Source organism: Myxacorys chilensis (genome assembly GCF_059505265.1).
Genome location: NZ_JCACKG010000131.1, coordinates 1 through 8,323 on the forward strand (window position 1 = coordinate 1; position 8,323 = coordinate 8,323).

At 49.6% G+C, this 8,323-nt stretch carries 8 protein-coding genes; 7 read left to right on the top strand and 1 reads right to left on the bottom strand.

Annotated elements, in window-relative coordinates; translation table 11 throughout:
- Positions 1–610: 610 nt before the first annotated feature.
- Positions 611–1,006, top strand: a complete 396-nt coding sequence (locus AC5JLB_RS10075) for a hypothetical protein (RefSeq protein WP_495873699.1) — start codon at positions 611–613, stop codon at positions 1,004–1,006.
- Between the two features lie 226 nt (positions 1,007–1,232).
- On the top strand, positions 1,233–2,036 hold the full coding sequence (locus AC5JLB_RS10080; RefSeq protein WP_495873700.1) for a hypothetical protein: 804 nt from the start codon (positions 1,233–1,235) through the stop codon (positions 2,034–2,036).
- Positions 2,037–2,167: 131 nt separating this feature from the next.
- Here AC5JLB_RS10080 and AC5JLB_RS10085 read toward each other — a convergent pair whose 3' ends face one another.
- Positions 2,168–2,320, bottom strand: coding sequence for a lmo0937 family membrane protein (locus AC5JLB_RS10085; protein WP_495873701.1), 153 nt, complete (start codon positions 2,318–2,320; stop codon positions 2,168–2,170).
- Positions 2,321–2,834: 514 nt separating this feature from the next.
- Between AC5JLB_RS10085 and AC5JLB_RS10090 the strand changes: the two genes are divergently transcribed.
- The 5 genes from AC5JLB_RS10090 (at position 2,835) to AC5JLB_RS10110 (ending at position 8,312) form a co-directional block, all read left to right on the top strand.
- Positions 2,835–3,215: a hypothetical protein gene (locus tag AC5JLB_RS10090; protein ID WP_495873702.1), complete on the top strand. Its 381-nt coding sequence runs from the start codon at positions 2,835–2,837 to the stop codon at positions 3,213–3,215.
- 37 nt (positions 3,216–3,252) lie between these two features.
- The gene (locus AC5JLB_RS10095) at positions 3,253–3,891 is read left to right on the top strand and encodes an NAD(P)H-dependent oxidoreductase (protein ID WP_495873703.1); all 639 of its coding nucleotides are present in this window, start codon (positions 3,253–3,255) and stop codon (positions 3,889–3,891) included.
- Positions 3,881–5,779, top strand: a complete 1,899-nt coding sequence (gene kefC / locus AC5JLB_RS10100; RefSeq protein ID WP_495873704.1) for a glutathione-regulated potassium-efflux system protein KefC — start codon at positions 3,881–3,883, stop codon at positions 5,777–5,779. Before AC5JLB_RS10095 ends, kefC begins: the two co-directional genes overlap by 11 nt.
- Positions 5,780–6,755: 976 nt before the next feature.
- Positions 6,756–7,796, top strand: a complete 1,041-nt coding sequence (locus tag AC5JLB_RS10105; protein ID WP_495873705.1) for a baseplate J/gp47 family protein — start codon at positions 6,756–6,758, stop codon at positions 7,794–7,796.
- Between the two features lie 183 nt (positions 7,797–7,979).
- Entirely contained in the window at positions 7,980–8,312 is a 333-nt protein-coding gene (locus AC5JLB_RS10110; RefSeq protein WP_495873706.1) for a phage tail protein, read from the top strand.
- The last annotated feature ends 11 nt before the right edge of the window (positions 8,313–8,323 follow it).

The window sequence follows — 8,323 nt, forward strand, 5'->3', positions numbered from 1 at the left end:
TGGCACTTTACATTACTCTAGCTTGTACCTCATTAGGCTGGAAAAGGCTGTAACTTTCCTTTCTTTAGAATTTTTATTGAATCTAAACTATGGGACACCTCGAAAAATAGGAGTGGTTAATCAGAACGTTATCTAGATAAGTATCTGAAGCGGACAAAATCGCAAGGGTCTCTTACCGGAAAATCTGGTAAGTAAAAAGAAGGTCGGCGTGTGATTACATCATTCTGCTTAATATCAGCGAATCTATTCTGATTTGCCCCTAGGAGGCTCTATAAGGCACATTGATCCTTTTCAGACCTAGCTTACTTATCAGAGCGATCGCTGTCAGGAAGCCGCTCTAACTTCGCAGCGCATTCTATGGAGATCCCCATAGTTTGAATCCGTTATGGGTTCCCCATAGTTTTTTGCACCACCCTCAAACCTTTAGTAACTAAAGCTCGCAGCTACTTTCGGCCTCTCTTGTGCAACACATTGCCTTGGACACGCCATAGAGTGAAGCCTCGAATGCGATCGCAATGTTGACCACCCTCCACTTATTGATATCGAACAGTTAGAATCTCGGCACGAGGAGTACGACCAGATCCTCCCCGTTTGGCAGATCATTGATGATTTGATTACCGGAGGGCATCAACTTGAAAGGAGAAAAGAGCTGTACATCGTCCGGCGACCCGGCGAGGATGAAGCACTCTATCAGTTAAGGCTTAAAAAGTTCTGCTACACGCCTATCTTAGGAAGTGCGGTTAAAGACTACAGTACGAGAATCGTCTCGGCCCCGTTTCACGTTGAAGGCTGCGAGGGCGATCAGTGGGACAACTTCAGAGGTGCGACGGACGGTAAGCGGCGAGACGAGAGAGCGCTCCTGTCGAAGATTTTTAGAACTCAACTGCTCTACGGTCGGTCATGGGCTTTTGTCGATCGTAAGGCTCTAGACGTGATGCCGCAGAACAAGCTGCAAGAGGAGATGCTCGGCGCTAACTCTTACGTTACTTTGTATAATCCACTATAAGTAATTAACTGGGGTCTGAGCGGGAATGAGGTTCAGTTTATCAAGAGTCGTCAAGTTATCAGCGAGAACACACCTTATGACGAACCTAGGTTGCGAGCAGTCTGGACGGTAATCGATGGTACTTCGATCGCGAAGTATGAGGCATTCGTCGAGCTAGATTCGGCAGGCAGTATCACCAGCGCTCGATCAATCTATGAACCTGTAGAGGCTAAGGTCGCTTCACCTTATGCCAGCCCTAAAATCCAGATCACACACGGCTATCCGCTTCTTCACGGTAGGGGAAAGTGCCCTGTTGTCTACGCGCCGATTGAGAATGAGCTGTGGACATGCAACTATTCTCGATTTGAAGGCGACGCAGCACCTTCAAATCGAGAATAGTTGGACGGACTCCGCGACGATCGCGGGCTATGTACAAAGGATCATGACTCCCCTTGACCCGAAGCCTGATAGCGATCTCAATGTTTCGTACTCTGACCCTGACGAGGACTTACAGGATCTAAAAACGGGCAACGCTCACGTCTTAATCGGGAAAGACTTCAAGTTTAGTGAGGCGCAAGGTTCATCCCTGAAAGTCATTAGCGAGTCTGTTCTCGACAAAATCGAGGCCCAGATCCGAGCGATCGTTAGCATGGGGAACGTTTCTGCCAGTCGTGAAGCTTTGATGCAGAGCGGCGTATCGAAAGCTCTCGATTATGTGTCGGTCAACTTGGCAATGCAGAGTTACGGACAAAACCTGACCCAATGCTATGAGGAGATCCTTAAGCACGTCGCTATCAGCTTCGGAATCAAGGACGAAGCCACGCTAGAAGCCGTTAAGGTTAGCGGACTAGACTCCTTCGACACAGACGGTCTAGAGGCGATTCTAGAGCAGAGTGATAAAGTTCTGAGCCTGGAAGGGAGACTTTCAGAGACAACACTTAAGCTTTGGTGGATCAAGGTTAGTGAGGCGATGCATCGGAGTGCTGACTCTGAGACCAAAGAGCTGATTCGGGGTGAGTACGAAAAAAGTAAGGGGAAAGCTCTGACCTAGCAGGGGCTTTAAGTGCCTTGTCGTTCATTTTGTGTCAATCGCCAACAAAAAACCGCCTCCAGTTTGAAGCGGCTCAAGGTGTATTTTGATTTGATGGGCGATCCATAGCTTGGCAGAGATAGGCACTTTCTTCAGACATCCCGTGCTTTGAAGAAGTTGTAGACAGCTAAGCCGATCGCAATTAGCAGCAGCGCATGAATCAATCCACCTGCAATATGTAGAGCAAGCCCTAGCGCCCACAGCGCAACGAGCAGAACTACCAATCCCCAAAGTAAGCTGAGCATATTCTTTCTTCCATCACTGTACAAAGCGATCGTACTCCTACTAATCCTTTCTATACCAGCATCCTCAAAACTTCGAGCGACATAGACGCGATTGCTCATCTTGCTCCAAAGAAAACCTGAACCCTCGATTTTGCGTTGATCTGCCTTCTCACTAAGCAAACGCCCAAAGCTTGATTCCCTGAGTATTTTGCTATTTAGTTAGACGTAATTAGATTGAACTACCGGGGGATTAGGCAAACGACTTTCGGAGTTGCACGATTGGCTTTATGAAATACAATTCATCTCAGGGTATCAGAAGCCAAAACGCTAGCCCGAGGCTGCGCTGACTGATTGTGCCACTCATTGCAAATTGCGCCAGAGCTTTTGCTCATTCACATTAGCCCTGCTAAAGTTCTCAAGCGTGACGGTATGGATAACTGACTCTCTACGCGATCGCAGATCGCTCTAGCAGGTGGTTTCCATTATTCTTAGAGAGTCTGACATTACTAAAGTTCATTTGCTTCTGGAGGAAGTTATGGCGCTCGCTCACACTCCAAAGTCTCGTTGGGTTCTGTCACTTCTGCACTTGGCGCTGCTCTCACTAGCGCTGGTTGTCCTGTTTGCAGTCGTTTATTGGGAAGTTGATGCCTTGAGATGGGGAACGCTCCAGAACCAGAACGGTGAACGAGCAGCGGGATTTCTACCCTTTTTATTCTTCAGCGTCGAAACCTTCTTTCGGATTGGCTATGGGTCTCAAATTCCGAGCGGAGTCACTTGGCTGGTCGTAACCTTAGAAGCTTTAAGTCACTTGATGATTGAAGTCGCTTTTATTGCCCATTTAGCAACCCTGGGCTTGAGCAAACTCATCCTGTTGAGCAACCGAACTCAACTGGAAAATAATCTAAATCGCTTCTAGAGTGTCGCAGCCTCCAGTGTATTCTTTGATAAAGTAAATGAGCAATGTAAACCGTGTTCTCGTTTTGTTCGCTCACCCCGCCCTCGAAAAATCTTGGGTGAATCGGCAACTAATTCAAGCTATAGAAGGAGTAGAGTCGATCACAATTCACGACTTGTATGAACGGTATCCCACCTTTCAGATTGACGTGAAGTATGAGCAAAGCCTGCTGCTAGAACACGACATTATTGTGTTTCAGCACCCCTTCTACTGGTATAGCAGTCCTGCCATCCTCAAAGAGTGGCAGGATTTAGTGTTGGAATATGGCTTTGCCTATGGGGAGGATGGCAAAGCCTTGAAAGGGAAAAAATTTCTTTCTGCCATTACCACGGGCGGCAGCAAACAGGCTTACTGCCGCCACGGACATAATTACTTCACGATTCGAGAATTGCTGGCTCCCTTTGAGCAGACCGCCCGACTATGTAGCATGGAGTATTTGCCCCCGTTTGTGATCCAGGGAACCCATCAACTCCGGGAGCCAGAGCACATTGCTAAACATACAGAAGATTATCGAACCGTGTTACTTGCGCTGCGAGACGACACGATTCACTGGGATCAGCTTCACCAACTTACGCACTTTAACCATAACCTGAAGCAGGTAATTAGCAGCTCGGAGATATCTCACCATGCACAATGAGAACTTGTTCTTTCAGGCATTTATCTACTTAGCGGCAGCGGTGCTAGCAGTGCCGATCTCTAACCGTTTAGGGCTGGGTTCGGTGCTGGGTTATTTGATTGCAGGGGTGGTTATTGGCCCCTTTGGGCTACGCTTTGTGGGACAAGAGGGCGAGGATGTCATGCACTTCGCCGAGTTTGGTGTGGTGATGATGCTGTTTCTGGTGGGATTGGAGCTACAACCGTCGCTGCTCTGGCGACTACGAATTCCCATTCTGGGGTTGGGCGGCTTGCAGGTTGCCGTCACAACTCTAGTAGTTGCTGGTGTCAGTCTCCTGTTTGGGCTTCCCTGGCAGATGGGACTGGCGATCGGCATGATTCTGGCAATGTCATCAACTGCGATCGTTCTGCAAACATTAAACGAGAAGGGGTTGACCAAGACAGAAGCCGGACAGTCTGCCTTTTCAGTGTTGCTGTTTCAAGATATCGCGGTGATTCCAATTCTGGCGTTTTTGCCGCTGCTGGCGATGGAACACAGTGCCTCGGTGAGCCAAACGGCGCAGCAGGTCATGTTGGTTGCCGCAGAGCACACCGCAGAGCAGGGAACTGCCCTCCCTCCCTGGCAGCAGGCGCTGCTGGTGATGGCAATTGTAGGTGGCATTATTGTGGGCGGACGGTTTTTGACGCGTCCAGTGTTTCGTTTCATCGCGGCGACTCGGCTGCGAGAAGTGTTTACCGCAACGGCGCTGCTGCTCGTAATTGGGATTGCACTGGCGATGCAGCAAGTGGGGCTTTCTCCAGCATTGGGAACGTTCGTAGCTGGTGTGGTTTTGGCAGACAATGAGTACCGCCATGAGTTGGAGAGCGACATTGATCCCTTCAAAGGCTTGCTGTTGGGATTATTCTTCCTCTCTGTGGGAGCTGGCATTAACTTCAATCTGCTAATTCAGCAGCCCTTGTTGATTCTGGGACTGGTGGTTGGGTTAGCAGTCTTCAAGTTTGGCGTGCTGTTTGCGCTTGGACAGTTCTTCAAGCTGGAATTGAGCCAGAGCTTGCTGTTTGCCTTTGCCCTAGCGCAAGGCGGCGAGTTTGCTTTTGTATTATTCTCCTTTGCCACGCAGTCTAACGTGCTGCCGACCTCTGTGGCGAGTTTGCTAGTGGCAGTTGTGGCGCTGTCGATGGTGTTGACCCCACTGCTCATGATTATCAATGACAAAATCGTGCAGCCTCGGTTTGCCTCGGTAGAAGATGAACGGGAAGCAGATGAAATTGATGATAATGAAAGTCCAGTGATTATTGCTGGGTTTGGTCGATTTGGGCAGATTGTCGGACGGTTACTGCTTGCGAATGGATGCCGCATTACTGTTCTCGATCACAGTGCGGCGCAAATTGACTTGTTGCGGCGTTTCGGCTGGACAGTGTTTTACGGCGATGCTTCCCGACTTGATTTGCTACACGCAGCAGGAGCCGAGCGAGCTAGACTCCTAGTCGTGGCCGTTGACGATCGCGACAAAGTTCTGCAAATTGTGGAACTGGCTCGCAAGCATTACCCGCATCTGAAGATTCTGGCACGCGCAACCGATCGGCGTCACGCCTATGAATTGATTCGGCACGGGGTCAGTGTGATTCGGCGGGAAACTTTTGGCTCTGCCTTGGAGATGGGAGTGGATGCCCTAAAGATGCTTGGGGTACGCTCTCACAGGGCACACCGAGCGGCTCAGACCTTCAGACGATACGACGAAGAAGCCTTGCACGATATGGCATCTGTGGAAGGAGATGATGCCGTTGTGCTGGCCCGATCGCGGCAGTTAGCACAGGATTTAGAGCAGCTGTTGCAGTCTGATGCACAAGAAAGAACTCAGGATGCCGATCGAGCCTGGGACATTTCAGCCCTTCGTAAAGACGCTTAGGTACATGTGGCTAGGATGCTAAGCGCTGATAGTGAAATTAGCAGAAGAATCAACAGCTTCTTAGGACGAATAGTGAGGGGCGACGGTTGTGAGCCATTGGGGAAATGGAGTATGGAGAATCGGTTTAGATTATGCCCCTAAGCAAGACAAACAGCGCGATCTCGTAACGCATCCTCCGCGTGCGATCGTAGAAGGATTTGCATAACTTACCGATCTTGCCCGTGTATATCCTCGACAGAGCAGCTATGAGGAAGAATCAGGTAGGGAATATGAAGAAGAATCGCTGTCTCAATCTCATTTCGATAATAGCTTTGAACTTAGCTTCCACTGTTGCAATAAGTGCGGTAGAACCTGCCCCGGCAAGTGCTCAAAGAACATCCCAAATTAATGCACCTTTAGTTTGTAATCGTGGGGATATGACCGATGGATTAGTTAAATGGAAGTTTGTAACTCATCAGTACGGTAGCAATTATTATCGAGCTCAGGAGGTTAATGGTTCGCGCTGGAACAATGTATCCTGTCGGGAGACTCTTGTTGTAAAGGGACGTTGGCTACCCGGTGAAAAGACGTGCATAATCGCAGGGATAGTGGCTCTTCCAGGCGCGTTTATCCCAGGAGTAGGCGTAGTTGGCTACGTCTACGCTGCGGGTACGACTTGTCTGGTATCAATTATTGACAAGATCACCGACTGACCCCTGCTTCATCAATATCTGGTAACACTTGCTCTTACCCCTAAAGCGGTACGGCATTGGGAGGCGCACATCGCGCCTCCCAATGCCGTACCGCTTCGAGTGTGAACTCGAACCCGTTCCGCCAGAAAGATTCGGAACTTTTTTAGAGACCCCTTCTAGGGCATCCTCCCGTGAGTGCTTTGCGGCAGACGGCAGACACAAAATAGAGCGATCACAGGTTTAGTTCCGCGACCAGTGTTTCCACATTGGAATTGCCATAGGTTAGATACCTGGGCGAAACGATCGTGACTTTTAGCTTTGACCCTACAACAGCCTCAGAAGGAACAGAAGCGTCAAGCATTCCCTATCCAGTCATTGACCCACGTAACGATGGTCAGTTGGCAGATGAGGCGATGCTTGACGCTTATTCGCTATCAAACGGCGCTCTCAATGACACCAGTGAACACAATCCCCTAAAGGTCTTCGCTTCGACGCTCTCAAGATTAGGGGCAGAAGTCCTTTGGTACGTCAATAAGTTACCGCGAGCTTTAGCGGTCGCCTTTCTCAACCTAGCAGGGGTTCAACGGTCGCTAGGACAAGCGGCAAGAGTCAGCCTCAGATTTAGCCTCAGTGGGGCTGTGACCACGCCCTACAGCATCCCGATTGGCTTTGAGGTGCAACCGGATAGCTCACTCGTTAACACTGCCTCAGAGCTAACCTTCAGAACGATCGAGACGCTAGTCATTCTCCCAGGTCAGTCTTACGGCGATGTGTTGGCAGAGTGTACGACGCTCGGCACGATCGGCAACGTCCCCAGAAAAACTCTCACCCGCTTCAGCATTCCCTACGCCAACATAGCTGACGTTCGCAACCTAGAAGACGCTTACGGTGGGGCTGACGCTGAATCGTTGGAACAAGTAGGGAGTCGAGCACTTACTGCCATCAGAGTTAGAGATACGCTGATCTCTCAAAGCGATTACGAGCTTACAGCAATGTCTCTCTTAGGGGAGGGCAGTCGAGCGATCGCCCTTTCATCCATCGGTGCTGACGGGTCGCAGTATCAAATTGGCAGCGTCCATGTGTTCGGGATAAAGAGTGATCGAACCGTCCCTAGTCAGGCTGAGTGCGACGACTTGCAAAATCGGCTCAGTGCTTTAGTCCCTCTCGGCACGTCGGTCTATTTCAGTGCAGCAACGTTGGTTCAAGTGGATCTCAAAGTGATCATCCAACTGAGAGACGGTTTTGATCCTGCCCAAGTGTTTACCGATATGCAGGATGCAATCTCAGCGTTCATTGATCCTGCCACTTATTCTGAAAAGGATTATGTAAGCCTGCGGGGACATTGAGTATGTCTTGCGCGGGATTTTGGGTGTTAGGCGAGTCAATTCAGTTCTGATTAACGGGGTAGGTAATGACTTAATGCTGCCTAACGAAAAGTCTCTGCCAGTGCTGAGAAGTTCTTACTTTGAGGGCTACGCGAGTGACAACATTTTCTTCACCTTTGGCGCGGGCGAAGGAGACCCTAACTGATGTCAGATCCAAAGGCTTGGCAAGACTCTCAACCATTGACCGGAAACCTACCGGAGGTTTACCGCTCCAACCCTGTCTCAGTTTGGCTATCGAGCTACTGGGATAAGTTCTTGATGGGACTGAAGACACGTATCGATGAGATTGCGACAAAACAACTGAATCCCAATACCTGTGATGCTGAGTGGCTTGACTACTTAGCATCACTCTCCGGCTTCACTAGCGACTACTGGGATACCACATGGGGCGAGTCAATCAAGCGATCGCTAATCCAAAACGGTCTTAGCTTTCTGAGGTGGACGCGTAGGGTTGGACAAAAGCTAGATAGGGAATAAGCTACAGTTTT